This window comes from Deinococcus sp. AB2017081, assembly GCF_034440735.1.
Lineage (GTDB): Bacteria > Deinococcota > Deinococci > Deinococcales > Deinococcaceae > Deinococcus > Deinococcus rufus.
In genome coordinates, this window is record NZ_CP140098.1 from 1,531,237 (window position 1) to 1,556,662 (window position 25,426).

Below are 25,426 nucleotides of genomic sequence, written 5' to 3' on the forward strand. Positions count from 1 at the left end.
CCCCTGGCGTGTCCAGTGGGCGGGCGACCCCCGGCGCCCCGGCCCGGTAGCATGCGGCGCGTGACGACCACCGACGCCTCCACGCCCAGCACCCCGGCCCCCCGTGTGGGCGTGGTGATGGGCAGCCGCAGCGACTTCGAGACCATGCAGGGCGCCCTGGACGTGCTCCGTGACCTCGACATTCCGTACGAGGTGCGGGTGCTCTCGGCGCACCGCACGCCGGGCCTGCTGCCGACCTACGGTGCGCGGGCCGAGCGGCTGAACCTGGCGTGCATCATCGCCGGGGCGGGGGGGGCGGCGCACCTGCCGGGGATGCTCGCGGCCTTCACGCGGGTGCCGGTGCTGGGCGTGCCCGTGCAGTCGCGGGCACTGAGCGGCCAGGACAGCCTGCTGAGCATCGTGCAGATGCCCGCAGGCATTCCCGTGGCGACCTTCGCCATCGGCGTGGCGGGCGCGAAGAACGCCGCCCTGTTCGCCGCCGCGATCCTGGCGACCACCGACACGGCGGTGCGCGAGCGGCTGGATGCCCACCGCGCCCGCCAGACCCAGGCCGTGCTGGACGACCCCTTCTTCGAGGGACATCCCCGGGCGGGTGCGGAATGACCCCGCTGGCCCATCTTGGCATCCTGGGCGGCGGGCAGCTCGCGCAGATGCTAGCGCTGGCCGCCCTGCCGCTGGGCGTGCGCGTGACCGTGCTGGAACCCGACGCCCAGGCCCCGGCTCGGCGGTGTGCCGACCACATCCACGCGCCGTATACCGACCCGGCCGGGCTGGACGCCCTGGCCGCGTGCGACGCCGTGACCCTGGAGTTCGAGAACGTGCCGGTGGCCGCCCTGGACGCACTGCGCGGGCGCGTGCCGGTGCGGCCCGGTGCCGGGCTGCTGGACCGCAGCAAGCACCGGGCCCGCGAGAAGCAGGCGCTGCGGGCGGCCGGGGCACGCACCGCGCCTTTCGTGGTCATCGAGGACGCAGCGGCCCTCCAGGGAGCACTGCGGGCGGTGGGCGGCCACGGCATCCTGAAGACCAGCGAACTCGGCTACGACGGCAGGGGCCAGCGCCGCGTGGCCAGCGACCATGACCTGGGCACGGCGTGGGAGGGGCTCGGCGGCGTGCCCTGTGTGCTGGAGGGACTGGTGCCGTTCGAGCGCGAGGTCAGTCTGGGGGTGGCCCGCACGCCGGATGGTCGGGTGGCCTTCGGGCCACTGGTCGAGAACGTGCACAGGGACGGCATCCTGCGTACCAGCGTGTTCCCGGCGGAGGTGCCGGACGGGGTGGAGGCCGCCGCCCGCGAGCAGGCCCGTGCCGTGGCCGACGCCTGGGGCCTGGAGGGCCTGATGACGCTGGAGTTCTTCCAGCTGCCCGGCGGTGAGCTGCTCGTGAACGAGGTCGCGCCGCGCGTGCACAACAGCGGCCACCTCACCCAGGACGGCGGCGGGATCAGCCAGTTCGAAGCCCAGGTTCGGGCGGTGCTGGGCCGGCCGATCACCGACTGGCGGCCCCTCCACCCGTGCGCCATGGTGAACGTGGTCGGCGTGGCCGGCCCCGATGGCACGCCGCTGGAATCCGACTGGGCCGGGATCGATGCACTGGAAGGTACTCACGTGCATCTGTACCACAAGGACTGGCGGGCCGGACGCAAGCTGGGGCACGTGAACCTCGTGGCGCCGGACACAGCACTCCTGCGGGCCCGGCTGACCTCGCTGGAGGCGCTGGTGCCGTGAGCGTCGGGGGCTGGAGCTCGGGGGGGAGGTGCCCCCGCTGGTTCAATCCCGGCACAGGGTCCGGTGAACGCCGGCCCAACCGCGGCTCACGGTGCGTCAGGCGGGCGGCCCTAGCGTACCGGGGTGACGCGCCTCCTCCTGCCCCTGCTGACCCTCTCCCTGGTGACCGCCGCCCACGCGCAGTCCCCCTTCAAGCTCGTCCTGACCGCCAGCGAACAGAAGATCCGGAAGGGTGAGGTCACCACGCACGCCTTCACGAAGTCGTGGACACTCCCGGCCGCTGGCGTGAAGGCCAGCAGCGCGCACGGCAAGGTCAGCACCACCCTGAGCCCGGTGCTGGCGCAGATCGAGAAGACCGTGAACGCCCGCAAGCCCGTTCCCGCGACCTTCCGCAACGTGGGCGGGTCGTGGGTCGCCACTGACCAGACCGGCTGGATCTTCGACCGCGACGGCACCAAGGCAAACCTTCTGAAGGCCATCCGGGCGGGGAAGCCCACCGCCCAGATCGCGTACCGGCGCGTCGTGCCGGCCCGCAGCGTGGCGGTGCTCGCGCAGCGCGGGGTGCGGTGGCATGTCGCCACCGGCAACAGTTCCTACCGGGGCAGCCCGAACTTCCGTGTGAAGAACGTCCTGGTGGGCGCCAGCAAGCTCGACAACTTCTTCATCGCGCCCGGCCACGAGTTCGATTTCAATAAGGAGGTCGGGCAGATCGACGCCAGCACCGGCTTCGTGAAGGGCTTCGTCATCAGCGGCGGCACCCTGAGCAAGGAGGACGGCGGCGGCATCTGTCAGGTCAGCACGACCATCTTCCGGGCGCTGTATAAGGCCGGGCTGCCGATCACCGAGCGGCACGAGCACAGCCACCGGGTCGGGTACTACGACCCTGTCGGCTTCGAGGCGACCGTGTACGCCCCCGCCAAGAACCTGCGCATGAAGAACGACACCGGCCGGCACCTGTTCATCCAGGCCGCGTGGGATCGCAGGGCCCAGACCCTGCGCTTCGACGTGTTCGGCGCGAACACCGGGCGTAGCGTGACCATCAGCAAGCCGGTCATCACGGCCTTCAAGGCCCCGGCCAGTCCCAGTTACACGCCGGATGTCCGTGTGGCGGCCGGTGGCCGGCGCCTGCTCGACACACCAATGCAGGGCATGACCAGCGTGATCACGCGAACGGTGAAGGTCAGGGGCAAAATGGTCAGCAGGGACACGCTGAAGAGTGTCTACAAGCCGTGGGGCGCGGTGTACGGCGTGAATCCGGGGGACCGGCGGCTGAACTGAGCGGCCGGGCTATCCTGCCCACGTGACCGCGCCGACCGTGCCCACCGAGTTCCGCACTGCCCGCCTGCTGCTGCGTGCCCCCCGCCCGGAGGACGCCCAGGCCCAGGTGGACACCGTGAACGCCAGCCTGCCGGAACTGCGCCGCTGGATGCTGTGGGCGCAGGAACCGCAGACGCTGGAGGGCGCGCGGGAGAACCTCGCACGGGCCGCTGAGGCCTACGCCACGGGCGAGAACCTGCGCCTGCTCGTCTGGAACGCGGACGGCACGGAACTCGTCGGTTCCAGCGGGTACCACTCGCTGGACTGGCGCGTCCCGAAAGGGGAGATCGGGTACTGGATCGCCACGGCACACACTGGCCGCGGCTACGCGCAGGAGGTCGCCGCGTTCCTGACGGACTACGCCCTGAATGACCTGCGCCTGCGCCGTATCGAGATCCGCTGCGACGCGGACAACGGGCGCAGCGCCCGCATTCCCGCCGCCCTGGGTTACACCCTGGACGCGCGGCTCGTGAACTTCGACGTGGCCGCCGACGACCCCACGCGCCCGCGCGACACGCTGATCTACTCCATCACCCGCTGACAGCAGATCCCAGGGGGAGCGAGGGGTTCTCTCACTCCCCCTGGAACGAGTGGAGCGAGTGACAGACACGGCAGCGGTTGGTAGTGGAGCCCTGGGGCATCAGTTCAGCCCCTCCATGGAACTGAAAACTGCTGTGACACCGCTCGTCACGGCGTGATGCGCGTGCCCGCCTCGCCCCGCGCCGCCGCCGCCAGCACCCCGGCGGTCATGCCGCTGGCGATGGTGGCGAACGGAGCCCCGCGGTCGAGGGCGTCCAGAGCCGCGCGCACCTTGGGGATCATCCCGCCCGCGATCCAGCCGTCCACGATGCCCCCCTCCGCCTCGGTGCGGGTCAGGGTCGCTGCGCGGCTCTCCGGGTCGGGGAACGCGCGGTATACGCCGTCCACGTCGGTCAGGAACACGATGCCCTCGCCCAGAGCCCCGGCCACCGCCCCTGCGGCCGTGTCGGCGTTCACGTTCAGCGCGTCTCCGTCCGGTCCCACGGCGATGCAGCCCAGCACGGGCGTGATGCCTGCGCCCAGCAGGGTGCGCAGCAGGTCGGCATTCACGCCGGTCACGCGGCCCACCCGCCCCAGCGCCGGATCAAGGATCTCGGCCTGCAGGAGACCAGAGTCACGGCCCATCAGCCCGACCGCGTGCCCCACGTCCTGCGAGAGCTGTTTATTCAGCTGGCACAGCGCCATCTCCACCACGTCCATCGCCTCCGGACTCGTCACGCGCAGCCCGCCGACGAACGCGCTGGTCACGCCCCGCGCCGCGAGCTCCCGCTCAATCACCGGCCCGCCCCCGTGCACCACCACGACCGGCATCTCCGCGCGCAGCGCCGCGATCTCCGCCGCCACCGCCCGCCGCAGCTCCACGCTCTTCATGGCATTCCCGCCGTACTTCACGATCATGGAAGGCAGTGTAGGAGCAGAGGGCAGACGGCAGAGGGCCAAGGGCTAAAAATCGGCTGCCCTCGGCCCTCTGTAAGACCGACTCCGCTCTATTCCGCCCTCACCGGGAGAGCGCCGATAAGGGCTCCATGCCGCGGAGCCGGTCTCTTGTTCCTACTCCCTCCGGTCGGATTTCATCGGCTCAATGAACCGATGAAATCGGAATTACGCGAACTGCGCGCGCATCATCATGATCTTCAGTTCGTGGGGGCTGGTCGCGGAGGCCATGGCGTCTTCCGGGGTCATCTTGCCCATCGCCACGAGTTCGGCGAGGTGCTGGTCGAAGGTGTGCATGCCGCGTGAGCCGCCTTCCAGCAGCGCCTGCTTGATCTCCTCGGTGCGCTCGGCGTCCTTGATGCATTCACGCACGGTGGGGGTGCCCAGCAGGATCTCCATGCCCAGCACGCGCCCGCCCCCGGCACGTGGCAGCAGCCGCTGGCTGATGATCCCCACGATGCTCTCCGACAGGCCCTGGCGGATCTGGTCGCGCTCGTGCGGCGCGAAGAAGTCGATGATGCGGTTCACGGTGCGCACGGCGTCCTGCGTGTGCAGTGTGCTGAAGACCAGGTGCCCGGTCTGCGCGGCCGACAGCGCCGCCTCAACGGTCTCCTTGTCGCGCATCTCGCCGATCAGGATGATGTCGGGATCCTGCCGCATGCTGGCGCGCAGGCCGTTGGCGAAGCTCAGGGTGTCCATGCCCAGTTCCCGCTGGCTGATCATCGCCATCCGGTCGCGGTGCAGCACCTCGATCGGGTCTTCGAGCGTCACGATGTTCACGGGCTGCGTGGCGTTGATGTGGTCGAGGATGCTCGCCAGCGTAGTCGTCTTGCCGCTGCCGGTCGGGCCGGTCACCAGCACCAGCCCGCGCTCGTGCTGCGCGAGCTGCCCGAAGGTGTCCTCCGGCAGGCCCAGATCCTTGAACGACGGGATGGCCTTGTCCTCGATCACGCGCATGATCAGGCCGATGGTGCCGCGCTGGTAGTACGCGTTCACGCGGAAGCGGGCCAGATTGGGGATGCCATACGCGAAATCTGCCTCGCGCTTCTCCTGGAAGTGTGTCCACATGGCGGGGGTCATCATCTCGCGGGCAAAGCCCTCGACGTGCTCCGGCCCCAGCCGGGCGTCGCCGTAGCGCTTGATCTCGCCGTCCACGCGCCCAGCCGGGGCACTTCCGGTGCGCAGGTGGATGTCACTCGCGCCATCCTTCACGATCGCCGACAGTACGCTGTTCAGGACACTCATCTTCCACTCAGCGTAGGGGGAGCCGTCTTACAGAACTCTGCGCCCCCACCGGCTGTGATCGGGTGGCAAGGCCGTCCCAGCCCTCGGCCACAGGTTCGGGGCAGCCTGTCCCCCGGCGGGGGGGATCGGTGGTCAGGACGTCACATGTTCCCCTGAAACGGCCACGCCTGCCCCGCCCCGCAGGCGCCGGCTCTCCAGATCCGCGTGCTGGGTCAGGTAGCGCAGCCACGCCTTGGCGGTCAGCGGCCCCAGGCTGTTGTGCTCCACCGTCAGGTCTTCCTGCGGGGGGCGGCGGTGCAGTTGCCGGGCCAGGTCCACAGTGCCGGCACGGGTGCTCGACAGCAGCACGCGCAGGTCGTCCAGGGTCAGGATCGATGGAGGCCGGTACGCGCTGGACTCGTCACGGACGTAGGGTCGCTCGCCCAGCGCGACCCGCAGCCGGTTCTGGCCCCAGCGCTCGATGGTGATGACATGTGCCAGCACGTCGCGGTTCGCGGGAGTGTCGGTCGCGCGGGCGGCCCGGCCCGCCAGATGATCCCCGGCGCGTTCCAGGCTGTGGGCCAGTTCGGTGTACGAACTGCGTCCGGCCGGGGCCTCCAGCACGCGGGCGACCACGAAGTCCTTGACCTCGCCCTTGCGCTGCCGCGCCAGATACGCCGCGCCGGCGGCCACGCCCACCCCGGCGACGGTCAGGATGGTGGGCAGGAGTTTGCTGCGGGGGGACGTCATGCCCCCCACTACGTGCGCGGGCCACTCAGGGTTCCGGACGGGGCTGCGCCGCGATCATGCCGCCGGGGGTGCCGATCAGCGCCACCCGCGAATCGGCGGGGCAGGGCAGCGCCGGCGTCATCATCAGCGGGTGGGCCAGCGTGTATTCCGGCACGCCCAGGTGCAGGCCCCGGGCACCCCAGCCGAAGCCCTTGCCCAGCCGCGCCCCATGGCCATCCACGGCGACACACGCGAGCACCGCCCCCTGGGCACCGTCCGGTGTCCGCACCGCCTCGCCCACGGCGGGCATGGCCGACAGGCGCGCCCCGGCCACGTCCGTGAGCCGCCAGTACCAGCCTTCCTTCTTCTGGTGCGGCACATACACGGTCACGCCGGCCCGCAGCGCCAGTGTCCTCAGCGGCAGCAGGGCGCGCTCTGGCCCCACGACCAGCACCCGCAGCGCCGCCACCTCCGGGTGGGTCAGCAGGGCGTGGGCGGCCCGGCGGGCGTGCGTGAAATTCGGGTGGTGCCCGTGCGGGGGCACTGGATACCCGCAGGCGCGGGCACGCAGCAGGGCCGTCCAGATCTGTTCGCGGTACGCGCCGGCCGTGGTTCCGGGCGGGGCGGCCGAATTCACCGTCATGGACTCAGGCTACCGCCGCTACACTGGAAACATGACGGTCATCCGTGTGGCAGTGGCGGCGTACCCGGTGGACTTCCACCCGGACTGGGCAGCCTACGAGGCCAAGGTCTCGGCGTGGGTGCAGGACGCGGCCCGACAGGGGGCGGCCCTGCTGGTCTTCCCGGAGTACGGTGCCCTGGAACTCGTGAGCCTGCTCCCCCCGGAACTCCACCACGATGTGATCGGGATGCGCCCGGCCCTCCAGGCGCTGCTGCCGGAGTTCCTGGCCCTGCATGTGCGGCTCGCGCAGCAGCACGGCGTGGGGATCGTGGCGGCCAGCCTGCCGGTCGCGTCCGGGGACGGCTACGTGAACCGCGCGTACGTGATCGGCCCGGACGGCACCGTGTCGTGGCAGGACAAGCTGATGATGACCCGCTTCGAGGACGAGGAGTGGCACATCTCGCCCGGCCAGGGCACGCGGGTCTTCGACCTGGGCGGCGTGACCTTCGGCGTGGCGATCTGCTACGACAGCGAATTCCCGCGTCTGGCCCGCACCCTGGCCGAGGCCGGCGCGGAACTGCTGGTCGTGCCGTCCTTCACCGGCTCCCGGCGCGGCTACACGCGCGTGAGGGTGGGCAGCATGGCCCGTGCCCTGGAGGGGCAGTGCTACGCCCTGCACGCCCCACTGATCGCGGACGCCATGTGGACGTACGCCGTCGAGGACGCCCACGGCATGAGCGCCATCTATGCACCCGCCGACAACGGTCTGCCCGAGGACGGCATCGTCGCGCAGGGGGAGTGGAACACGCCGGGCTGGCTGATCCACGACCTCGACCTGACGCTGACCCGGAACGTGCGCGTGGACGGCCACGTCCTGAACTGGCGGGATCGCGTGGCGGCCCAGGAACGTCCGAGCATGCCGGACACCGTGGCGCTGACCGTGCCCGTCCGTGGCTGAGCGGCTTCATGTCCGTCCCCTGGGCCGTTCGGATGTGGAGGCGTACCGGGAGGTGCGGCTGCAGGCGCTGTGCAACGACCCGGACGCGTTCCTGACCACGGCGGCGGACTTCGCCGCGCGGCCACTGCAGAGCGTGGCGGATCGGCTGGAGCCCACGGCCCATGCTGTGACCTTCGGCGCAGTGCTGGACGGCACGCTGGTCGGCCTGCTCACGCTGGTGCGTGAGGAGAGCGCCGTTCTCGCGCACCGGGCGAACGTGTACGGCGTGTCGGTGGCTCCGGCCGCACGGGGACAGGGGGTCGGAGCTGCCCTGCTGGACGCGGCCGTGGCCCACGCGCGCACGTGGAACGGTGTGCACAGCCTGCACCTGGCGGTCATCGAGACGCAGGCCGCTGCGCGCCGCCTGTACGAGCGCCACGGCTTTCGGGTGTGGGGCCGCCAGCCGGACGCCGTGTGCCGTGACGGTGCCCTGCAGGCCGAGGACTGGATGTGGCGGCCCCTGACCCAGGCGGACTGATCCCGGCCGAATGACCGTGGGGACAGCTGAACACAGTTCAGCGCGACCGGTCGCCCTGGGGGCGCTATCATGCGCGGTGTGCGGCTCCTGCTGCTTTCCGACATTCACGCCAACCACACCGCCCTCCAGGCGGTGCTCAGGGATGCCGATACCCGCAAGTACGATCAGGTGATCCACCTGGGCGACGCCCTGGGCTACGGCCCGCACCCACGTGAGGTGCTCGACACGCTGCGCGATCTGGACGCCGTGTGCATCATGGGCAACCACGACCAGATGCTGCTGGAGTACGCCGACGGCACCCGTGCCCCCAAGGACAGTGTCGTGTCGCTGGCCCTCAAGTACCAGCTCGAACGCATGTCCGAACGCGACGTGGCGTGGGTGCGGCTGTGGCGCGACGGCGTCGATGATCCGGACATCGGGGCCCGCTACCGCCACGGCACGCCCACCAGCCTCGACGAGTACACGGACTCGGTCACGGCCGCCCGTGAGGCGTTTGCGCAGTGGCACGGGCGCCTGGCCTTCGTGGGCCACACGCACGTGCCCGCCGTGTACGCCACCCTGAACGCCCCGGTCGGCGAGTGGATCAAGATGCAGCTGTTCCAGGACGGCGGCAGCTATCTCGTGCCGCCCAGCACCCGCGTGATCCTGAATCCCGGCAGCGTGGGCCAGCCGCGCGACGGCAACCCCAAGGCCAGCTACGCGGTCTTCGACTCGGTGCGGATGCACTACGAGGTCTTCCGCGTGCCCTACGACATCGAGCGTGCCCAGGAGGCGGCCCTGGAGGCCGGACTGCCGCAGGTGCTCGCCGCCCGGCTGGCTGTCGGGAAGTAGGCGCCATGAGCGGATCTCCGGCGAGCCCGCCGGTCAGCCTGCACCCGCAGGTGCTGGAACAGGCCGACGCCTTCCGGGGCAACGCCCTGCTGCTGAGCGGCCCCGCCCGCGTGGGCAAGCTCGCGGTGGCCCGTGCCATCGCCGCCGCACAGAACTGCACCGGCCCGCGTGGCCCCGGTGGCGAGGCCTGCGGTCAGTGCCCGTCGTGCCGCGCCATGACTGCCGGCAGCCACCCGGACGTGCTGCTCGTCGAGCCGCGCGCCACGACCACCACCGGCAAGGCGGCGCGCCGCAAGCTGATTCCCATCGGCGCGATTCTCGATGCCCGCGACAAGGCCCACGAGTACGAGGTGCACGTCTTCGAGTTCCTGGAGGTGCGCCCCACCCACCGGCGCCGCGTGGTCATCGTGAACGGGGCCGAGCATCTGGGCCCCGAGGCCGCCAACGCCCTGCTCAAACTCGTCGAGGAGCCCCCGCACGGAGCCCTGTTCCTGTTCCTGGCCGAGGACGTCCGGGCGGTGCTGCCCACCGTCGTCAGCCGCAGCGCCCGCGTGGGCGTGGCTCCCGCCAGCGACCGGGCCCTGGAGCGTGCTCTGATCGCTGCCGGAGCGGCGCCGGAACCGGAACTCGTCGAGTTCGCCGCCGGACGCGCCGGCATGCTGGACGAGCTGGACAAGGTCAGGAGCGCCCTGCAGGACGCCCGTGACCTGAGTGCTGCCCTGTCAGACGGTCTGCTGCCCGCCCTGGAGGCCGCCGAGGCCCTGGAGAAACGCTTTGACCCCGCGTGGCACCCCGAGACCCTGCGCTTCGTGTGGCGGCACCACCCTGCCCACCAGCGCGCCCGCGCCGACACGGCCCTGGACGCCCTTCAAGGCGCCCTGGAGGCCTATGCCAGTCCCAGCCTGGCCTTCCAGGTGTTCGCGCTGGCCCTCCGGGACGCGTTCGGCCACACCTGAACACCCACCGCCGGGCAAGCTGGCGCCGGCTTCTGCTCCTGCCCACACAGCTGTGCCCACGGGCCGGCAGTCACGCGTTCCGCAGGTGCGTCTGACGGTACCCGTTCCCCCACCTGGGGGGTGGTCAAGTGTGGCAGAGCCACGGAAAGGGGACAGGTACAGTGACTTCAGTTCCACAACAGGAGGTACAGCATGAAGAAACTGATCGTCGTTCTCCTCGCATCGCTGGTGTGCAGCAGCGCCATGGCCGCCCCGTCCATCCAGGGCACGTCCGGAACGGTTCACACCGACGGCAGCAAGATCGCCTGGGCCGGCTGAACATCCGCTGACACAGTCACCACAGGCCGCCCCGGATGCGTTCCGGGCGGCCTGTGCCCTACGCGCCCGCCCGGCGGCGCAGCTTGTCCGCGTACATGCGGCGGTCGCTCTCCCGCAGCAGATCACCCGGCGTCTGCGCATCGTCCGGGGTGCGTGCCACGCCCACACTCGCACTCACGTGCGGCAGCCCCTCCCCACCCGCCTCCCGCAACACCGCGTCCATGAGCGCCCTGAGCGAGGCGTCGTCCTGCGCGCCCGATCCGATCACCGCGAACTCATCCCCACCCATCCGGTACGCCCGCCCGACCCCCGCGAACACCCGCTCCAGGGCTCCAGCGAACCGCTGGAGCAGGCCATCCCCCTGCCCGTACCCCAGCGCGTCGTTGGTCGCCTTCAGGCCGTCCAGGTCACAGCTCACCACCCACAACGCCACCGGCGCCCGCACCGCCGCCTCCAGATCCGTCTCGAACGCCCGGCGGTTCAGGAGGCTTGTCAGCACGTCTGTGCGGGCCATGCGCTCCAGTTCCCGCGCCGACCGTTCCGCCGCCAGCCGCGCCTCCTCCACGTCCCGCAGCCGCTCCATCTGCAACTGCTCGAACACATTCAACAGGTGTGACGCGTCCTCCTCGTCCAGCGCACCGTCGTCTACCAGCGCGTCCCCGCCCGGCGCCAGCACCTCCAGCGCCAGATCCACCAGCGCCGGATCGAAATGCGTGCCCGCCAGCCCCTTGATCTCCGCCAGGGCCTCCTGCGACGTCCACGCCCGCTTATACGGCCGGTCCTGTGTCAACGCGTCGAACACGTCCGCGAGCGCCACGATCCGCCCCGTGAGCGGCACCGCCTCGCCACTCAGCCCGAACGGGTACCCGCGCCCATCCCAGCGCTCATGGTGCGACAGCGCGATCTCCTCCGCCATCCGCAACAGATCGGATCGACCCCCCGACAGGATCCGCGACCCGATCAGGGTGTGCGACTTCATCTGCTCGTACTCCTCAGGCGTCAACGTCCCGGCCTTCAGCAGGATCGCATCCGGAATGCCGATCTTGCCCACGTCATGCAGGCGCGCCGCCACCCCCAGGATCCGCGCCCGCTCCTCCGGCCAGCCCAGGCCACGCGCGATCCGCGCCGCCGCCCGCCCCACCCGGCGCGTGTGCTCCCCCGTCGTGTCGTCCCGGTACTCCGCCGCCATCGCCAGCCGCGTCACGATCTCCTGGTGCGCCCGCGCCAGCTCCGCCGTCCGTTCCTTCACGCGCTGTTCCGCCGCCAGCCGCGCCTCCTGCTCCACCTCCGTCCGGATGCGGTACATGTTCGCGTCGTGCCGGGCACGATCCACCTCGAACTGGATGCTCAGGTTCCGCGTCTGTCGGTCGCGTTCGGTATTGAACAGCTCGTCCTTGATCCGCACGTGCTCCTGGGCGTGCTCAAACGCCCGTCGGTAGTCCCCCTGCCGTGCGCCCAGCGCCGACAGAATCCGGTGGGCCTCGGCCTCCTCCTTCGGGCTTTCGCTTTCCTGTGCCAGGGTCAGGCCCCGCCGGACGTGCCCCTCGACCTGCTCAAGGTGGCCCAGCGACAATTCCACGTCTGCCAGGTGCAGCCTGGACTCGAGTTCACCCTGCGTCTCACCCAGTTCCAGTGCGATCTGCAGCGCGGATTCCAGAGCATCCCTGGCAGGGCCGTGGTGGCCGAGGTCTCCGTTCAGTTTGCCCAGGCTGTCGAGTCCGGACATCTCGCCTGACTTGAACCCGATTGCCCGGCTCAGGCCGATTCCCTGACCGAGGTACGCCGACGCGAGTTCCGTGTCGATCCCCAGATACGCGCTGCCCAGATTCAGCAGCGCGGTGGCCTCCAGCACGCCGTCTCTGGTGGCCCGGGCAGACTCGAGCGCCGACCGGCCCACTGTGACGGCGAGTTCCTGATCGTTGTTGAGCCAGTGGGCCCGTGCCAGACCGATCAGGATGAAACTGTCCAGCTTGATGTCCCTGCCAGAGGCGTGATTGGTGGTGTAGGCCTCGTTCAGCGTGTGGATGGCGGCGGCGGCGTTGCCGATCGAACTCTGGATGTTGGCGATGTTGGTCAGGGTCTTGACCTGTCCAGTGAGATCGTCCAGGGCCCGCCAGTCGTCCAGCGCCTGCTCGAAGCACATCAGCGCGTCCTTGACCCTGCCCGTGCTGAACAGGACGCTGCCGAGGACATTGCGTGCGAACCCCTGCACGTCGCGCTGCTGGGGATCACTGGAGGGCGACACACGGCCCAGGGCGAGCCGCAGCAGCCGCTCGGCCTCGACGCCTTCCCCGAGCGCGAAACAGATCTTCCCGGCGAGTGCCTCGGATCTCGCCTGGTGCACCGGATCTTGCGCCTGCCCGAAGAGCTCGATCGCCACTGCGATGCACTCCCACGCACGCTTGTATTCCATGGACAGCATGAGCGCCCGTGTCTGCAGGACGTGGGCCAGGGCCGTGTCGTGAACCGTGCCCTGAAGCGCCGCGCGCCGCACGAATTCCTCGGCCGTCTGCAGGGAGACCTCGGATTCCGCCGCGAGCTGTGACTCGAGATCGGCGCGCAGCGCGTCGAGTGCCGGATCGCTGTGCCCGGGGCCGCGCTGATCAGAGAGCTGGTGTGGCGACGTCATCCGTGGGTGTCCCGGGTCAATCCACGACTTCGTTCATGAGGGCGGCCAGGTCAATCTGGCCGCTCCCCAGCTGCCCGCCGTAGGGCCAGTTGGCAGCGCGGTCATAGATGGAATTGGTCGCGCTGTGCGATACGGCACCGGGGAGGGACGCCACGTGTTTGCGGGTGGTCTGTCCCAGCGCCAGGGCCAGGCCGCCAGACACGATGGGTGCCGCCTGACTGGTTCCAGTCCACGCCGCCATCATGTTGCCAGGGGCCGGGGCGTACACATTCTCGCCGGGCGCAACCACCTCGGTCTGGACGCCGTAGTTCGAAAATGTCGATTTGGCACCGGTCAGGTCGACGCTCGCGACACTGAGCATGAGGGGGAGGTCGAAGCCGTACTGGGCCGGGAAGGTCAGGGTTCGCCGGGCGGCGTTGCCCACAGACGCAACGGCCAGCACGTTCTTCGATGCGGCGGCGGCCAGCGCGGTCTTGATGGCTGGAGCGTCCGTATCGGTGCCCAGGCTCAGGTTGATCACGTGGGCTCCCCGGGCCACGGCCCAGTTGATCGCCGAGACGATGCTGCTCACATCCCCGGAGCCGTCCGGCCCCAGCACCCGCAGAGGCATGATCTTGGCCCGTGGCGCGACCTGCAGGATGATGCCGGCCACGTTTGTGCCGTGGCCGTAGCCACCGGTGCCCAGTGTGCCCTCCTCCTGCGGGACAGCATCGCCGGCATAGAAGTCCCACCATGTCGCCGGGTCGGTCAGCGCTCCCTGGAATGCGACGTGGTCGACGTCGATCCCGGTATCGATCACAGCGACGACCGTCCCGGCCCCGAGATTGGTCGCTCGCGCCTGGGCCGACTCCAGTCGGACGTTCTGCCACGTCTGGGTGTTCTGCGGAATCGGGGCGTACGTACCGCTGGCCCACGCGATCTTCATGCCGCCGGCCCAGGCCTGCAGCTCACCACTGGCCCACGCGATCTTCATGCCGCCCATCCTGGCGGTGGTCGCACCGCCGCCGCTGATCTGATCCCTGCTGGTGTCGACAGTCACACTGCGGTTCAGGGCGGTGCTGAGGGTGTGGGCACTGGGGGGCGGCGCTCCCGCTGCAGCGTTCAGGCCGATGACGGCGTGGCAGGTGGTGTCGGCGCAGTCCGTGCCCGTGATGCTCACGACGGTGCCGCCGCTCGCGGTCTGGAGCGAGGCAACGGTGTCGCCAGAGTGGACTGGTACGGTTGCCACGTAGTCAAAGCGTGGGGCAACCTGTCCGGGGTGGTTCACGGTCGGATCCGGCAGGGCGATAGGCTCGACGGTCAGTCCGGCGGGTGCAGGGGGCGTGCTGGCCAGCGGGGTGCCGGGTGGCGTGGCTGCACAGGCACTCAGGAGGATGGCCGTGATCGACAGGGTCAGGAAGGCAGGTATCCGGGTCATGGAAGGTTCCTCTCGCGCGGTGGGGACAGAGCGACTGTCAAGACCGTAGATCCAGACCCCTCACCCGGTGCTTACATGGGATCCTTAAAGGTGTCGGGTGGCCGCTGCCGTGACCGCCTATGACTCAGGCCGGTGAACGTGCAGCGGTTCGATGCAGAACGATTCCAGCAGCGTCACCGCCGCGCAGCGACCCCTGGGGTCGTGTGGCCTCGCTGAGGCGTCCGGACAGACCCGGATTCGTGGTGCGGCATGTGGGGCCGGATGCGTGCTGGACGGTACGACACGCTGGTACGCCCCCGACGCCCCGGTGGGCTCTGGCGGCATGCCCTGTCAGAACCCTGACAGGGCATGCCGCCGGGGTTCCTTAAAGTGGGATCCCGCCCTACTCGTCGCTCAGGTGAGACACGACCGCGATGTCCCGTAGCAGTCGTCCTGCTGCACGCTGAAACTGCCGTCCTTGACGCCCTCGAGCAGCGCGGCGAAGTACGTGGTGCGCTCGCCCCAGTCCTGGGCGGGAATGCCGCGGAACGTGAAGGTGCGCAGGCGCCGTCCGAAGGATCGCAGGGCCCCCAGCGCGTCTGCCAGGGTCAGGCGCTCGCGGGACAGCAGCGGCACGTCGACCTGCCGCACGGCGTTCTGCGCGGCCCTGACCAGTTTCTCCAGGCTGGTGTGCGGACTGCGGGGCCGCTCACGGCGGGGCAGGTTCACCGGCACCGGACGACCCGGCAGCAGCCCCTCACGCTCGCGGCGGCGGGTCGCCAGGAAGCTGACCAGGGCGTCCAGCTCGGCCAGCGCCTCCACGCCCTCGACCACGTCGTCCAGCAGGTCGTCGTGTTCGGGGGGCAGGTCGTCCGGGTCGGGGGCCGGAAGCAGCAGCCGCGCCTTCAGGGCGATCACGCCGGCCAGCGTGGGGAGGAGTTCCGGGTGCGTGCCGTCCAGCGGGCCGGTCAGCGCCTGTGCCCACGCCAGCACGTCCCGCGTGAGGCGCAGCAGCGGCACCTCGGCCGGGAGCACCCGCCCAGTCCGCAGCGCCGCCGCCAGATCGGTCAGCGTGCCGTGAAAGACCGGCAGCGTGACCTCGAAGGTGGCTGTCGGTGGCGGGGCGGTCACGGGCACAGGCGCACGGCCACCATCAGAGCTTGAGGAACCCGACCTTCGTCCGGACTTCCTCCATGACCGGCGCGGCGATGGCACGGGCCTCGCGTGCGCCCTGCGCCAGCGCGTCGCGCACGCTGTCCAGATCGTCCCGCAGCTCCTCGCCCCGCGCCTGGATGGGGGTCAGGTGCGCCGTGATGCCGGTCATGACGGCCTTCTTGCAGTCCACGCAGCCGATCCCGGCGCGGCGGCACTCCACGTCCACCATCTGGATGGTGTCCAGATCGCTGAACAGCTTGTGGTAGTCGAAGATCAGGCAGACGTCGGGGTTGCCGGGATCGGTGCGGCGCACGCGGGCCGGATCGGTGGGCGCGACGCGCAGCTTGGCCCAGATGGAGTCCATGGGCTCGAACAGGCCGAGGGTGCTCGTTTCGCCCTTGCTCTTGCTCATCTTACCCTGGCCGTCCACGCCGGGAATCCGCAGGGCCTGCTTGTTGTACACGGCGCGGGGCTCCGGGAAGGTCTCCCCGAAGCTGTGGTTGAACTTCCGGGCGATCTCGCGGGTCAGCTCGATGTGCTGGGTCTGATCCTCGCCCACCGGTACGGTGTCGGCCCGGTACAGCAGGATGTCGGCGGCCATGAGCACCGGGTACATCAGCAGGCCCGCCGGGACGCTCTCCAGCTGACCGGATTTGTCCTTGTACTGCGTCATGCGCTCCAGATCCCCGACCGGCGTGATGGTCGTGAACACCCACGACAACTCCTGGTGCTCGGGCACGTGCGACTGTACGAAGAAGATCACCTGACTGGGGTCGAGGCCCACGGCGAAGTTCGCCACCGCCATGTCCAGCGTGCGCTGCGCGAGGAGCGCCGGGTCGAACGCGGCCGGGTTCGTCAGGGCGTGCAGATCCACGACGCAGTACAGACTCTGCTTGCCGTACTCCCGCCCGAGCTTCACATAGTTCTGCATGGCCCCGAAGTAGTTCCCGATGTGGGGCTCACCGGTCGGCTGGATCCCTGAAAACACGCGCGACATCACCAGGGGATTGTAGCGGGCCGGTCTGGGGGCGCGGTGGCGTGGGCTCACCGTGGCGGACTGGGCAGCCAGAAGCAGCAGTCAGGGGCGGCCCCCTCGTCGGGAGGCCGCCCCTGGATGGACAGGCTTACTTGTCGGCGGGCGCGTCCGTTGCCGGCGTGCTGCCGGAGTCGGGCGTCGTGGCGGGGGTTCCGGTCGAGGGCGTCTCCGTGGCCGGCGTTCCGGTGGCCGGCGTGGTGCTGCCGGGCGTGGCCGTGCCGCTGCCCGTGGCCGGAGTGGTCGGCTTGGGCGTGGCGGCAGCGACCCGCTTCTGCTGGGCCTCGAGCACCGTCTTGAGCTTGTCCACGGGCTTCAGGGCGGCCACCTGCTGGGTCAGGAAGGTCTGGCCCTGCTCCTGCTTCTTGCTGGACAGCACCTGCGTCTCGATCTGGCTGCGCACGGCGCTCAGGGGCTGCGTGGTCGCGGCCTTGAGATCCGTCACGTACAGCACGGCGAAGCGCTCGCCGGACTTCACGACGTCGGTCAGGCTGCCCTCGCCGGCGGTGCGCAGGTTGCGGGCGGTGAACACGGCGGCGTTCAGATCCTCGGCCAGCTTGCCGTCGCCGGCGGTCACGGCGCCCTGCTCGCTGACGGTGCCCCCGGCCTTGGTGGCGGCGGCCGTGAAGCTGCCGCTGCCGTTCCAGCTGCTGCGGAACGCGGCGGCCTTGGCCTGATCCTTGAAGCTCGCCTCGGCGACCGTGCCGCCGGCGGGCGTCTGGAACTGCGTCTTGTTCTGGTCGTAGAACGCCTGGATGTCGGCGTCCGAGACCTTCACGTCACGTGCGCCGTACGCGGCCAGACCGGCGGCGATCTCCTGGCGGCTGCCCACCAGATCCAGCTTCAGCTTCCTGGCAATGTCGGCGGCGGCGTAGCCCTGGATCAGCTGCTGCATGACCTGCGGCTTGAGGATGCCGTTCACGAGCTGCGCGGCCTGATCGGCGGGCACCTGCTGGAGCAGCTGGCCGAACTGCTGGTTGTTCACGACCTGTTCCAGCACGTCCGAGTACGGGATGTTCTGACCGGCGACGGTCGCCACGGTGGGGTTCTCGACCTTCCAGTTGGGATCCTTGTACTCGATCTTCACGTCTTTTTCCAGGCCGGCGATCCAGGTCTCCACTGCGGCGTTCTTCTTCTGCTCGGTCACGGCGGTGGTCGCGTCGGCCTTCGCCTCGGCGTAGGGCTTGACGGCCGGGGCCAGGTACTTCTCGACCTTCACGATGTAGAACTTGCCGCCGCTGGCGATCACGTCCGTCACGCCGCCCTGGGTCAGCGCGAAGGCGGCGGGGCCGACCTCGGTGGGCAGCGCCACCTGCGCGACCGGGCGGGGAGCGCCGTTCTCGATGGGGCCGAGCGCCCCACCGCGATCCTTGAAGTCGCCGGCGGCGTTGTTGTCGCTGGCCAGCTTGGCGAAGTCCGCGCCGCCCTTGGCCTGCGCCAGGAGCGCCGTGGCCTTGGCCTTGTCGCTCACCACGATCTGGCGGCCCACGATACGGGCGTCGCTCTGGAAGGCCTGCGGGTTGAGGTCGTAGTACAGCTTCGCCTCGGCGTCGGTGGCGGCGGGAACGGCCTTCTTCAGCTCGTCGGTCTTGCGCTGGTAGGCCAGGCTGGTGCGCACCTGCTCGCGGAACGAGGAGTCGGTGAAACCCCGGCTCTGCAGGGCGTTTGTCCACGCGGCGTTGTCGGTCAGCTGGTTGGACTCACGGATCTTCTTGACCTCTGCGTTCACGTCGTCGCGGCTCACCCGGACGTCTTTCACGCCCTCGGTGATCAGCGTCTCGCGCACCTTGCTCTGCACGATGTAGGTCTTGAAGTCGTCGGCCAGCACGCCGGTGTCGGTGCTGGCGAGCACGGGATTATTGGTCTTCACGGCGTCGAGTTCCGCGACCGTCACGGTCTGGCCGTTCACGGTCAGCGCAGGAATGCCCTGCTCCTTCTGGCCGAAGAGAGACCCGCCCTGGAGGGCCGGCGTGAACTGATAGGCCATCCCGGCCACGAGCAGGACAGCAAGAACGATCAGCAGACCGTTCACGAGTGGTTTACGCTTCACTTGAACTCCTTTAAGGCAGGTGCTAGGTTACCGGGGCTCTGAGGTGCCGCAGGTGCTGGAGGAGCCGACCGCACTCGTAGCTCAGCTGGATAGAGCGTTGGCCTCCGAAGCCAAAGGTCGCTGGTTCGAGCCCAGTCGAGTGCACCACCCGCGCCGCCCCCCACAACCTGTGAGGGGGCGGCGTTCACTTGATTCCGCACACGCGGCAGCACCGGGAAAGACACGCGCAGGATTCTAGCACGCAAGGTTAAACGGAAATGAAGCCGTAAACGGCGTTCGCAACGTGAAATTTCCGCCGCCTGTCCGGCCGGGCCGGCCCGCGCAGCCTGTACCCTGGAAGGCATGACTGCTCCCGCACATTCCCTGCTGACGCTCCTGGAGACCCTGGGCGGCAGCTACGCCGGCCCCACCCGCCCCGAAAACGGCCCGTACGGCCTGGTCGGCACCGGCGAGGGCTCGGTGGCCGCCCACCTGGCCCAGACCCTGGTGCCCGGCGTCCTGGCCCGCAGCGGCACCCAGTTCGTGCTGGGCAGCCCCGATGCCCGCAGCGCCGCCACCGACTACGCCGATCTGGCCGAGGTCGCTGGGGCCAGCGTAAGGCATGCCAGCACGGGCGGTGCCCCCGGCGAGATCGATGTGCTGATGCCCGGCGGCCCGCTCGCCACCTACCACTTCGCGCAGTACGTGGCGTACGCCAGCGGCCACGCCACCGAGGCCCAGGCCGCCGACGCCCTGATCTCGGATCTGGCGGCCCGCTGCGCGTCGCACGTCGAGGAGAACAATCCCGCCCGTGACCTGGCGTGGAGCCTGTGGGGCCGTCAGCCGCTGCTGCTGGCCGCCCCGGACGCCGAGGCCCTGCCGCATGCGTGGCAGCAGCTGCTGGCCCGGATCGGCAAGACCCTGGCGATCCCCCTGCTGGGCGACCCGCTGCCGCTGACCACCGGAGCGTTCGAGGCCATCCACGAGAAGGGCGACGCCAAGGTCGCGCTGATCCTGGGGGACACGGACGCCACGCTGCTGCTGGCCCGCGAGATCCTCGACAGCCGCATCGACGAGATCATCCATGTGGGCTTCCCGGACGGGGCCCAGGGCTACCCGGCGCAGCTCGCCCTGTGGTATTTCGGCGCGTGGGTCGCCGCATACCTGGCCGAGCGCTACGGCGCCAGCCCCGCCGACCTGCCGGTGCTGGCACGCGCCCAGGCCGTCCTGAGCGGCGAGGACGACGGCGACGCCCGCCTGAGCGCGCAGCGCGACGACCTGCGCCGTGAGCCGCGTGGGGCCGGCTGGGACAGCGACGAACCCGGATTCGATACCGACGATCTGGACGACGACGACGATCAGGACTGATTCCGGCAGGGGAGACGCGCCACCTGCCGTCAGCGTGGCGCAGAGGGTGGACGTCCCGCCCGCCACACGGCCCACATCAGCAGCGGTTGCAGCGGCAGACGTGCCCACAGCGCCCACGCGGGGAGGCCGAACCGCTGTGGGTGCTGGGCCATAAAAACGTTTGCAGGAACCACGGCGACCAGCAGGGCCAGCAGCCCCCAGCGGGCCGCCGGACGCGTGGCCGGATGCAGCAGCCCCAGGCCACCCGCGATCTCTGCCGCGCCGCTGATCAGCGTGGCGTGGCGCGCTGACATCGGTGTTCCCGGCGGGACGATCTGGTCGAAGAGACCGGGCCGGACGAAGTGCAGTGTCCCGGTCACGATGAACAGGCCACCCAGCAGCGCAGCGCTCCGGGTGGGACGGACAGGCGCCCATGTGGGCATGCGACCCCCTGGAACCTCCAGGGCGAACCGGAGCCGATCAGGTCAGCTCCGGCCGCCGGACGGACTTACTTGCTGGTCGGAACGCTGCGGGCGTCCTCGCGATCCTTCAGTTCCTTGCGGCTCAGGCCGTCCTCGGTGTTGCGGGGGGCCTTGGCCTCCCGGTCGTTGTTGTCCTTGAACGACGGCGTGTGACCGTCGTCGATCCCGCTCACCTCGGTCTTGGAACGGTCGTATTCCTGGGGCTTGCTCGTGTGGCCCGAGTTCTTGTCGTCCTTGTCTGGCATGGCTCCACCCTGACACCGGCTCCCTGTGGCCGGATGCTGCCGCGTTGACGCTCTGTTCAGACATGAACGGCAGCTCAAGAGGCCCAGGTGAGACGTCTGGTCAGGCCACCGAGAAAGCGTTTTCAAACCGGGCACCGGTGTGTCATACTCCAGGCATCACAATCTCCGGTTTCCACCGTCCACCGCCGGACGCTGGCTCTGCTGTGTCGCAGCACCACCTGGGCTGCCATGTGGCTCGCCATGTCCTCACCCCAGTCCAGGAGGTCGCGCGCCCACAGACTCCGAGCCACCAGAGTTTGTTCCGACCCGTCCTGCCGCTCCCGCTCCACCCCTGCGAGGCCGCCCGTGACCCATCTACAGTCCAGAACCCTCCGTCTGTCCCGCCGCGCCGCCGCGCTGACCCTGACTGCCGGCACCGGTCTGCTGCTCGCTGCCTGCGGTCAGAGTCCCGCCGCCAGCGAGACGGCGACCCTGTCCGCTGCCGCCGTGAAGCCCGGCTCCGTGGATCTCGGCCCGAACGTCCGGATCTTCGATCCCAGCATGAGCACCGCGCAGATCCGTGCGGTCGTCGATCAGATCGCCGCGCAGCAGGTCTCCAACGAGTTCGGCCCTGAGCGCTACGCCCTGCTGTTCAAGCCCGGCACCTACGGCACCGCCGACGATCCCCTGATCGTGCAGGTGGGTTACGGTACCGAGGTCGCGGGCCTGGGCGCGTCGCCCACCGACGTGAAGATCAACGGGCATGTCGATGTGTACAACCAGTGCAACGCGAACGGCTGCATTGCCCTGACGAACTTCTGGCGCTCGCTGTCGAACCTGACCATCCAGATCGAGAGCAAGGGGCTGGACGGCTGCCGGGCCAGCGGCAACTTCTGGGCGGTGTCGCAGGCCGCGCCCATGCGCCGCGTGAACGTGACCGGCGGCAACCTCACCCTGATGGACTACTGCACCGCCGGCCCGCAGTACGCCAGCGGCGGCTTCATCGCCGACAGCGCGATGGGCTTTGTCATCAACGGCAGCCAGCAGCAGTTCCTGACCCGCGACAGCAGTATCGGTGGGTGGTCGAACGGCGTGTGGAACGCCGTGTTCTCGGGCGTCGTGGGTGCCCCGGCGCAGAGCTTCCCCAACCCGCCCTACACCACGGTGGCCGCCACGCCCGTGTCGCGCGAGAAGCCCTTCCTGACGGTGGACAGTGCCGGTGCGTATCAGGTCTTCGTGCCCGCCACCCGGCGCACCTCCAGCGGCACCACGTGGCAGGCCGGCCCCGCCGCCGGGCGCTTCGTGCCGCTGCGCGACTTCTACGTCATGCGTCCCGGCGACAGCGTCCAGCACGTGAATGCCCAGCTCGCCCAGGGCCGGCACCTGCTGATCACTCCTGGCTCGTATGACCTGACCCGCACCATCGAGGTCAAGCGCCCCGGCACCATCGTCCTGGGTCTGGGGCTGCCCGCCCTGACCCCGCAGAACGGCGTGACCGCCCTGAGCGTGGCGGACGTGCCGGGCGTGACCGTCGCCGGGATCATGATCGACGCCGGCCCCGTGAATTCACGTGTGCTCATGCAGGTGGGGTCGAACCGTGCCCGTGGGGGGCAGGCCCGCGACCACAACAACTGGAGCGATCCCGCCACCCCCACGGCCGTGCAGGACGTGTTCTTCCGGATCGGCGGCCCACACGTCGGCAGGGCCGACCTGAGTCTGGCCGTGAACAGCGACCACGTCATCCTCGACAACCTGTGGGCGTGGCGGGCCGATCACGGCCAGGGCGTGGGCTGGACGCTGAACACGGCTGACCAGGGCGTCGTCGTGAACGGTGACGACGTCACGGCCACTGGCCTGTTCGTCGAGCACTACCAGAAGTACCAGACCGTGTGGAACGGCGAACGCGGCAAGACCATCATGTTCCAGAACGAGATGCCCTACGATCCACCCAACCAGGCCGCGTGGCAGCATGACGGCGTGCTGGGCTACGCCGCGTACAAGGTCGCGGATCACGTCAAGACCCACGAGGCCTGGGGCCTGGGCAGCTACATCTACACCAATGTCGATCCCAGCATCCACGCCACCCAGGGCTTCGAGGTGCCGGTCACGCCCGGCGTGAAGATGCACAACCTGCTCACCGTGCAGCTCGGCGCAGGCACCATCGATCACGTCATCAACGGGGTGGGCGCTCCGGTGAACGGCGACGCGGTCGGCGTGCCCAGCTACGTGGTCGAGTACCCCTGACCGTTCCCTGAACGCAGGCGGCCCCTCCGGAACGTGGAGGGGCCGCCTGCGTCGTGCGGTGCTACAGGCGCGGCAGCGTCACGCCGCGCTGGCCCTGGTACTTGCCCTTGCGGTCTCCGTAGGTGACCTCCGGACGTTCACCCTCGAAGAACAGCAGCTGCACGCAGCCCTCGAAGGCATACATCTTGGCGGGCAGGGGCGTGGTGTTGCTGAATTCCAGCGTCACATGGCCCTCCCAGCCGGGCTCCAGCGGCGTCACGTTGGCCACGATGCCGCAGCGCGCGTACGTCGACTTCCCGAGTGCCACGACCATCACGTTGTCGGGAATCCGCATGTACTCGTGGCTGCGGGCCAGCGCGAAGGAATTCGGGGGGATGATGATCTCGGCGGCCTGGATGTCGACGAAGGAGCGCTCGTCGAAGTGCTTGGGATCGACCACGGCGCTGTTCACATTGGTGAAGATCTTCCACTCGTCGGCGCAGCGCAGGTCATAGCCGAAGCTGCTCAGGCCGTAGCTGATGACCTGCGCGTTCTCGGCGGTGCGTACCAGGCGGTCTTCGAAGGGGTCGATCATGCCCGCGTGGGCCAGTTCGCGGATACGCCAGTCGGGCAGGATACTCATGGCCTGCATGCTACCTGGGAATGTGATCGGCGGACGTGCTCGGGATAGGTTCCCTAGCCGGGACGCGCTAGCCTGCGCCGCGTGAGGGTCGCGGTGATCAGTGACGTGCATGGCAACGCGTTCGCGCTGGATGCCGTGCTGGACGACCTGCGGATGTGCTCGCCCGACGCGGTGCTGAACCTGGGCGATCAGGTCGAGGGCAGCGCCGATCCGGCCCGCGCCGCCGCCGTGCAGGCGCAGCTGAACGCCACCGAGGTGCGTGGCAACAACGAGGAGAAGCTGTGGCCCGGTGGGCGGCGTACCCGGCTGTCGCAGCAGATCGGCGCGTGGCTGGACACGCAGCTGACCCCGGACACCCTGGCCCATCTGTCGGCGCTGCCGCTCACGGCGCGGGTGGGGGACGTGTTCGCCTGCCATGGCACGCCGGACAGCGCGTGGGACAGCCTGCTGTGGGTGTGGGAGTGGAACGCAGACGGCGTAACGGGCTATTACCGCTCCCGCGATCCGCTCGACCTGTGGCACGTGGTCGCTCCGCTGAACGCCGGAGTCGTCGTGTGCGGCCACACGCACCGCCCCGGCGCGACGCGGGTGGGGGACACCCTGGTCGTGAACGCGGGCGCCGTCAGCGATCAGGTGGACGGCGATCCCCGTGCCCGCTGGACGCTGCTGGAGTGCCGCGCCGGACGCTGGACGGCCGACTTCCGCGCCGTGCCCTACGACGTGGACGCGGCGGTGCGGTGGGCCATGACCCACTCGCCGTTCGGGGCCTTCGAGGACGCCCTGTTGCGTTCGGGCCGCTTCGACGGGCGGGGGGATGTGGTGCCGTAACCGGGGCGAACTGAACCGCCCCCACCGTCACGGGTGGGGGCGAGGTGCAGCGGAGAGCAGGTGTTCAGTTCCGGCTGCTGCCACCGAAGAGGCGCAGGATGAACAGGAACATGTTGATGAAATCGAGGTACAGCGCCAGGGCGCCGTTGATGGCGGCCCGCTCGGCACTCTCGCCGCTGATCCCGCTCAGGGCCAGCTTGCGGAGCATCTGGGTGTCATACACGGTCAGGCCGGCGAAGAGCAGGACGCCCACGACCGAGATGCCCAGCGTGAGGGCGCTGCTGGCGACGAACAGATTCACGATCATGGCGATGAACAGGCCGATCACCGCGAACATGAAGAAGCGGCCCATGGCGCTCAGATCGCGCTTGATCACGTAGCCCGCGACGCTCATGGCGGCGAAGGTGCCGGCCGTGGTGGCAAATGCCGCCGTGACCGCGCTGCGGTCATAGGCGAGCAGCAGCGAGCTGAAGGTGAGGCCCGTCAGGGCGGCGTAGGCGATGAACAGGGCCCCCGCGACCACGCTGTTCAGGCGCTGCGCGAAGATGCTCAGGACGAAGACCAGCGCGAGCTGCGCCAACATGAGGGGCAGGCGGAGCTGGTACACCTGGAGGGCCAGGGCGTCGTTCTGGGCGGTGAGCCACGCGATGCCGGCGGTCAGGGCCAGGCCCGCCGCCATCCACGAGTAGGTGCGGGCCATGAACGTGCGTACCAGATCGGCGGTGCGGCCGGTGGTGGTGGGATAGGTCTGCATACACCAAGAGTACGCGA

25 protein-coding genes and 1 tRNA gene are annotated in these 25,426 nt (G+C 69.6%); 13 read left to right on the forward strand and 13 right to left on the reverse strand.

Annotation, left to right across the window (positions count from 1 at the left end; translation table 11 throughout):
• The first annotated feature begins 105 nt into the window (after positions 1 to 105).
• The 4 genes from purE (at position 106) to U2P90_RS07520 (ending at position 3,579) form a co-directional block, all read left to right on the forward strand.
• Complete coding sequence (gene purE, locus U2P90_RS07505) at positions 106 to 603, forward strand: 5-(carboxyamino)imidazole ribonucleotide mutase (RefSeq protein WP_295815446.1); 498 nt, start codon at positions 106 to 108, stop codon at positions 601 to 603.
• Positions 600 to 1,721: a 5-(carboxyamino)imidazole ribonucleotide synthase gene (purK, locus tag U2P90_RS07510; protein ID WP_322474428.1), complete on the forward strand. Its 1,122-nt coding sequence runs from the start codon at positions 600 to 602 to the stop codon at positions 1,719 to 1,721. Before purE ends, purK begins: the two co-directional genes overlap by 4 nt.
• Positions 1,722 to 1,844: 123 nt before the next feature.
• Positions 1,845 to 2,999 (forward strand): VanW family protein, encoded by a 1,155-nt coding sequence (locus U2P90_RS07515; protein WP_322474429.1) that lies wholly within the window; start codon positions 1,845 to 1,847, stop codon positions 2,997 to 2,999.
• 22 nt (positions 3,000 to 3,021) lie between these two features.
• On the forward strand, positions 3,022 to 3,579 hold the full coding sequence (locus U2P90_RS07520; RefSeq protein ID WP_322474430.1) for a GNAT family N-acetyltransferase: 558 nt from the start codon (positions 3,022 to 3,024) through the stop codon (positions 3,577 to 3,579).
• Positions 3,580 to 3,725: 146 nt separating this feature from the next.
• Here the strand turns inward: U2P90_RS07520 and argB are convergent, their stop codons facing one another.
• The 4 genes from argB to U2P90_RS07540 all read right to left on the reverse strand — a co-directional run bounded on the left by argB (position 3,726) and on the right by U2P90_RS07540 (position 7,107).
• Positions 3,726 to 4,475 carry an acetylglutamate kinase gene (argB, locus tag U2P90_RS07525; RefSeq protein ID WP_322474431.1) on the reverse strand — a complete coding sequence of 250 codons (750 nt, stop codon included), beginning with the start codon at positions 4,473 to 4,475 and terminating at the stop codon, positions 3,726 to 3,728.
• Positions 4,476 to 4,679: 204 nt separating this feature from the next.
• Complete coding sequence (locus tag U2P90_RS07530) at positions 4,680 to 5,756, reverse strand: PilT/PilU family type 4a pilus ATPase (RefSeq protein WP_295815416.1); 1,077 nt, start codon at positions 5,754 to 5,756, stop codon at positions 4,680 to 4,682.
• A 132-nt stretch (positions 5,757 to 5,888) separates the two neighbouring features.
• Positions 5,889 to 6,485, reverse strand: coding sequence for a DinB family protein (locus U2P90_RS07535; RefSeq protein WP_322474432.1), 597 nt, complete (start codon positions 6,483 to 6,485; stop codon positions 5,889 to 5,891).
• Positions 6,486 to 6,510: 25 nt separating this feature from the next.
• Positions 6,511 to 7,107 carry a 5-formyltetrahydrofolate cyclo-ligase gene (locus tag U2P90_RS07540; RefSeq protein WP_322474433.1) on the reverse strand — a complete coding sequence of 199 codons (597 nt, stop codon included), beginning with the start codon at positions 7,105 to 7,107 and terminating at the stop codon, positions 6,511 to 6,513.
• Positions 7,108 to 7,138: 31 nt separating this feature from the next.
• Between U2P90_RS07540 and U2P90_RS07545 the strand changes: the two genes are divergently transcribed.
• The 5 genes from U2P90_RS07545 to U2P90_RS07565 all read left to right on the forward strand — a co-directional run bounded on the left by U2P90_RS07545 (position 7,139) and on the right by U2P90_RS07565 (position 10,666).
• On the forward strand, positions 7,139 to 8,044 hold the full coding sequence (locus U2P90_RS07545; RefSeq protein WP_322474434.1) for a carbon-nitrogen hydrolase family protein: 906 nt from the start codon (positions 7,139 to 7,141) through the stop codon (positions 8,042 to 8,044).
• The gene (locus tag U2P90_RS07550; protein WP_322474435.1) at positions 8,037 to 8,561 is read left to right on the forward strand and encodes a GNAT family N-acetyltransferase; all 525 of its coding nucleotides are present in this window, start codon (positions 8,037 to 8,039) and stop codon (positions 8,559 to 8,561) included. Before U2P90_RS07545 ends, U2P90_RS07550 begins: the two co-directional genes overlap by 8 nt.
• A 69-nt stretch (positions 8,562 to 8,630) precedes the next feature.
• Entirely contained in the window at positions 8,631 to 9,392 is a 762-nt protein-coding gene (locus tag U2P90_RS07555; RefSeq protein ID WP_295815406.1) for a metallophosphoesterase family protein, read from the forward strand.
• A gap of 5 nt (positions 9,393 to 9,397) precedes the next feature.
• The gene (locus tag U2P90_RS07560; RefSeq protein WP_322474436.1) at positions 9,398 to 10,348 is read left to right on the forward strand and encodes a DNA polymerase III; all 951 of its coding nucleotides are present in this window, start codon (positions 9,398 to 9,400) and stop codon (positions 10,346 to 10,348) included.
• 192 nt (positions 10,349 to 10,540) lie between these two features.
• Positions 10,541 to 10,666, forward strand: a complete 126-nt coding sequence (locus tag U2P90_RS07565) for a hypothetical protein (protein WP_295815402.1) — start codon at positions 10,541 to 10,543, stop codon at positions 10,664 to 10,666.
• A 58-nt stretch (positions 10,667 to 10,724) separates the two neighbouring features.
• Here U2P90_RS07565 and U2P90_RS07570 read toward each other — a convergent pair whose 3' ends face one another.
• The 5 genes from U2P90_RS07570 to U2P90_RS07590 all read right to left on the reverse strand — a co-directional run bounded on the left by U2P90_RS07570 (position 10,725) and on the right by U2P90_RS07590 (position 18,929).
• On the reverse strand, positions 10,725 to 13,295 hold the full coding sequence (locus U2P90_RS07570) for an HD domain-containing phosphohydrolase (protein ID WP_322474437.1): 2,571 nt from the start codon (positions 13,293 to 13,295) through the stop codon (positions 10,725 to 10,727).
• 16 nt (positions 13,296 to 13,311) lie between these two features.
• The gene (locus U2P90_RS07575) at positions 13,312 to 14,712 is read right to left on the reverse strand and encodes a S8 family serine peptidase (RefSeq protein WP_295815398.1); all 1,401 of its coding nucleotides are present in this window, start codon (positions 14,710 to 14,712) and stop codon (positions 13,312 to 13,314) included.
• 393 nt (positions 14,713 to 15,105) lie between these two features.
• The gene (locus tag U2P90_RS07580) at positions 15,106 to 15,822 is read right to left on the reverse strand and encodes a ScpA family protein (RefSeq protein WP_322474438.1); all 717 of its coding nucleotides are present in this window, start codon (positions 15,820 to 15,822) and stop codon (positions 15,106 to 15,108) included.
• Between the two features lie 22 nt (positions 15,823 to 15,844).
• Complete coding sequence (gene trpS, locus U2P90_RS07585; protein ID WP_322474439.1) at positions 15,845 to 16,843, reverse strand: tryptophan--tRNA ligase; 999 nt, start codon at positions 16,841 to 16,843, stop codon at positions 15,845 to 15,847.
• 127 nt (positions 16,844 to 16,970) lie between these two features.
• Complete coding sequence (locus U2P90_RS07590) at positions 16,971 to 18,929, reverse strand: peptidylprolyl isomerase (protein WP_322474440.1); 1,959 nt, start codon at positions 18,927 to 18,929, stop codon at positions 16,971 to 16,973.
• A gap of 70 nt (positions 18,930 to 18,999) precedes the next feature.
• Here U2P90_RS07590 and U2P90_RS07595 point away from each other — a divergent pair.
• Positions 19,000 to 19,076 (forward strand) — tRNA-Arg (locus U2P90_RS07595).
• 195 nt (positions 19,077 to 19,271) lie between these two features.
• Complete coding sequence (locus tag U2P90_RS07600) at positions 19,272 to 20,276, forward strand: SIS domain-containing protein (protein WP_322474441.1); 1,005 nt, start codon at positions 19,272 to 19,274, stop codon at positions 20,274 to 20,276.
• A gap of 29 nt (positions 20,277 to 20,305) precedes the next feature.
• Here U2P90_RS07600 and U2P90_RS07605 read toward each other — a convergent pair whose 3' ends face one another.
• Together U2P90_RS07605 and U2P90_RS07610 are read right to left on the reverse strand one after the other, a co-directional pair.
• Positions 20,306 to 20,698: a hypothetical protein gene (locus tag U2P90_RS07605; protein ID WP_322474442.1), complete on the reverse strand. Its 393-nt coding sequence runs from the start codon at positions 20,696 to 20,698 to the stop codon at positions 20,306 to 20,308.
• 65 nt (positions 20,699 to 20,763) lie between these two features.
• The gene (locus U2P90_RS07610; RefSeq protein WP_295815390.1) at positions 20,764 to 20,982 is read right to left on the reverse strand and encodes a hypothetical protein; all 219 of its coding nucleotides are present in this window, start codon (positions 20,980 to 20,982) and stop codon (positions 20,764 to 20,766) included.
• Between the two features lie 345 nt (positions 20,983 to 21,327).
• On the opposite strand from U2P90_RS07610, the gene U2P90_RS07615 reads away from it, so the two are divergent.
• Positions 21,328 to 23,205 carry an adenylyl cyclase gene (locus tag U2P90_RS07615; protein WP_322474443.1) on the forward strand — a complete coding sequence of 626 codons (1,878 nt, stop codon included), beginning with the start codon at positions 21,328 to 21,330 and terminating at the stop codon, positions 23,203 to 23,205.
• 61 nt (positions 23,206 to 23,266) lie between these two features.
• Here U2P90_RS07615 and dcd read toward each other — a convergent pair whose 3' ends face one another.
• The gene (dcd, locus tag U2P90_RS07620; RefSeq protein WP_295815388.1) at positions 23,267 to 23,827 is read right to left on the reverse strand and encodes a dCTP deaminase; all 561 of its coding nucleotides are present in this window, start codon (positions 23,825 to 23,827) and stop codon (positions 23,267 to 23,269) included.
• 81 nt (positions 23,828 to 23,908) lie between these two features.
• Here dcd and U2P90_RS07625 point away from each other — a divergent pair, with 81 nt between their 5' ends.
• Entirely contained in the window at positions 23,909 to 24,655 is a 747-nt protein-coding gene (locus U2P90_RS07625; RefSeq protein WP_322474444.1) for a metallophosphoesterase family protein, read from the forward strand.
• A gap of 64 nt (positions 24,656 to 24,719) precedes the next feature.
• Here the strand turns inward: U2P90_RS07625 and U2P90_RS07630 are convergent, their stop codons facing one another.
• The gene (locus U2P90_RS07630; RefSeq protein ID WP_322474445.1) at positions 24,720 to 25,409 is read right to left on the reverse strand and encodes a Bax inhibitor-1/YccA family protein; all 690 of its coding nucleotides are present in this window, start codon (positions 25,407 to 25,409) and stop codon (positions 24,720 to 24,722) included.
• Positions 25,410 to 25,426 lie beyond the last annotated feature (17 nt).

What these genes read in the sequence shown, in the direction of transcription:
- purK (WP_322474428.1), top strand. Translation starts at nt 600, where the DNA reads ATGACCCCGCTGGCCCATCTTGGCATCCTGGGCGGCGGGCAGCTCGCG.
- argB (WP_322474431.1), bottom strand. Translation starts at nt 4,475, where the DNA reads ATGATCGTGAAGTACGGCGGGAATGCCATGAAGAGCGTGGAGCTGCGG.
- U2P90_RS07530 (WP_295815416.1), bottom strand. Translation starts at nt 5,756, where the DNA reads ATGAGTGTCCTGAACAGCGTACTGTCGGCGATCGTGAAGGATGGCGCG.
- U2P90_RS07535 (WP_322474432.1), bottom strand. Translation starts at nt 6,485, where the DNA reads ATGACGTCCCCCCGCAGCAAACTCCTGCCCACCATCCTGACCGTCGCC.
- U2P90_RS07540 (WP_322474433.1), bottom strand. Translation starts at nt 7,107, where the DNA reads ATGACGGTGAATTCGGCCGCCCCGCCCGGAACCACGGCCGGCGCGTAC.
- U2P90_RS07545 (WP_322474434.1), top strand. Translation starts at nt 7,139, where the DNA reads ATGACGGTCATCCGTGTGGCAGTGGCGGCGTACCCGGTGGACTTCCAC.
- U2P90_RS07555 (WP_295815406.1), top strand. Translation starts at nt 8,631, where the DNA reads ATGCGCGGTGTGCGGCTCCTGCTGCTTTCCGACATTCACGCCAACCAC.
- U2P90_RS07560 (WP_322474436.1), top strand. Translation starts at nt 9,398, where the DNA reads ATGAGCGGATCTCCGGCGAGCCCGCCGGTCAGCCTGCACCCGCAGGTG.
- U2P90_RS07565 (WP_295815402.1), top strand. Translation starts at nt 10,541, where the DNA reads ATGAAGAAACTGATCGTCGTTCTCCTCGCATCGCTGGTGTGCAGCAGC.
- U2P90_RS07570 (WP_322474437.1), bottom strand. Translation starts at nt 13,295, where the DNA reads ATGACGTCGCCACACCAGCTCTCTGATCAGCGCGGCCCCGGGCACAGC.
- U2P90_RS07575 (WP_295815398.1), bottom strand. Translation starts at nt 14,712, where the DNA reads ATGACCCGGATACCTGCCTTCCTGACCCTGTCGATCACGGCCATCCTC.
- trpS (WP_322474439.1), bottom strand. Translation starts at nt 16,843, where the DNA reads ATGTCGCGCGTGTTTTCAGGGATCCAGCCGACCGGTGAGCCCCACATC.
- U2P90_RS07600 (WP_322474441.1), top strand. Translation starts at nt 19,272, where the DNA reads ATGACTGCTCCCGCACATTCCCTGCTGACGCTCCTGGAGACCCTGGGC.
- U2P90_RS07605 (WP_322474442.1), bottom strand. Translation starts at nt 20,698, where the DNA reads ATGCCCACATGGGCGCCTGTCCGTCCCACCCGGAGCGCTGCGCTGCTG.
- U2P90_RS07610 (WP_295815390.1), bottom strand. Translation starts at nt 20,982, where the DNA reads ATGCCAGACAAGGACGACAAGAACTCGGGCCACACGAGCAAGCCCCAG.
- dcd (WP_295815388.1), bottom strand. Translation starts at nt 23,827, where the DNA reads ATGAGTATCCTGCCCGACTGGCGTATCCGCGAACTGGCCCACGCGGGC.
- U2P90_RS07630 (WP_322474445.1), bottom strand. Translation starts at nt 25,409, where the DNA reads ATGCAGACCTATCCCACCACCACCGGCCGCACCGCCGATCTGGTACGC.